This window comes from Proteus sp. G4415 (assembly GCF_963896075.1).
Taxonomy (GTDB): Bacteria; Pseudomonadota; Gammaproteobacteria; order Enterobacterales; family Enterobacteriaceae; genus Proteus; species Proteus mirabilis.
Map to the genome: position 1 here is coordinate 1 of NZ_CAWQOK010000023.1, position 1,646 is coordinate 1,646.

Sequence of the window (1,646 nt, forward strand, 5' to 3'; positions counted from 1 at the left end):
GGAATTTATATGACTATAGTAAAAAATGTTAAAGAAACGACTAATTTCTATTTACCTAAAGGGATCATCACAACAGGAACTATGATAGGTTGGCCAAAAAAATCACCAAATGAAATAACAACAATAACTTATACATTTCCAGATCATAACACATACCGAGAAATTATAAAAAATAAAAACCCATTAACAGAAAACATGAGAAAAAAAACGCTAAAAGATATATATGAATATTATAGGTTAGTAAATATTAGAGAACAAAAAAAACAAGAATTAAACACCATTGAAGATAAAGATAGTGAGGCTTCAAAAAAAAGAATAAAAGAATTAGAAGAAGGAATAAAAAAAATAGCAAATGATATTTATACTATACTAGATAATATACCTATCTATATTTACTCCACTCAAGAAACAATATTCCCTCATCAACAAAAAGTTATCGAAGAAATATTACAACACACCTCAGATATCGTACCTATATTTTTTAAAAAAATATCACCATATACCAATGCTGATTTAAAATTTGGCTATTATAATCAATTTGTTAATATATCTGGTACAAAATTCATTTCAGGTTATCGAAAAGGCAGTGCTAGTCATCCTAACGAGGAAGGTACACCTATAAAAGAGATAAAACCAGATGAAGAACATGATGATCCGGGTACTATATTTATTGATTTTTCTTCACGCGAATATTATAAAACAATTAAGCAAGATAATATTGATGAATATATAGAAAATGAGGCAGATATCTATGATATATATTATATTAATAATGATAAAACTATTACAATAGCAAGGGGTAATAATGAGTTACGCAAAGAATACCAACAAAATAAACATAAAATCGGCTCATTTGTATATCATACTTTTATACATGAATTAGGTCATTCTCTAGGGCTATTTCATATTTGGGAATACATACTAAATGAAAAGCATAAAGTATTAGATTCAATTAAATACTCAGTTATGAGCTATAAGTGTCCTGATATTAAAGATGCAGATTTTGGTGGCCTTTATCCTATGACCTTTATGCTAGTAGATATATTATTGTTACAATATCTCTATGGCGAAAATATGACCACACGTCTTGAAAATAATACCTATGGATTTAATTCCAATACGGGACGCGCCGCTTACTCTTTAAATAGCATAGAAGATAAATTAGTGAGCTGTATTTGGGATGCGGGTGGAATTGATACATTAGACTTTTCCCTATATACCGTTAATCAAGTCATTAATCTCAATGAAGGCTGTTTTTCAGATATTGGAGGATTACGGAGTAATATCTCTATTGCCTATAAAACGATTATTGAAAATGCGATTGGTGGTAAAGGTGATGATACTCTCATAGGAAATCCTTTTGATAATAACCTCATAGGTGGTGATGGCAATGATTTATTCTATGGCGGTGATGGCAATGATTTATTTTATGGTGGCTCTGGAAACGATGTTATATACGGAGAATTGGGAAATGATGTGCTCTATGGTGATGATGGAGATGATATGCTTATCGATTATTATGGTGCTAATATGTTAGATGGTGGTAAGGGTAATGATCGGATCTGTGTAGCATCAACAGATAGAGGGCTTCCAGGTAGAAATATCATTCTAGGGGGAGAAGGTGATGATGAAATATATTTGGGCAC

1 protein-coding gene is annotated in these 1,646 nt (G+C 30.7%); it reads left to right on the forward strand.

All coding sequences use genetic code 11. The annotated features are described in order from the left end of the window. Positions 1-9 precede the first annotated feature (9 nt). A partial coding sequence (locus tag AACU95_RS02180; protein WP_161737159.1) for a M10 family metallopeptidase C-terminal domain-containing protein occupies positions 10-1,646 on the forward strand: 1,637 nt, incomplete at its 3' end.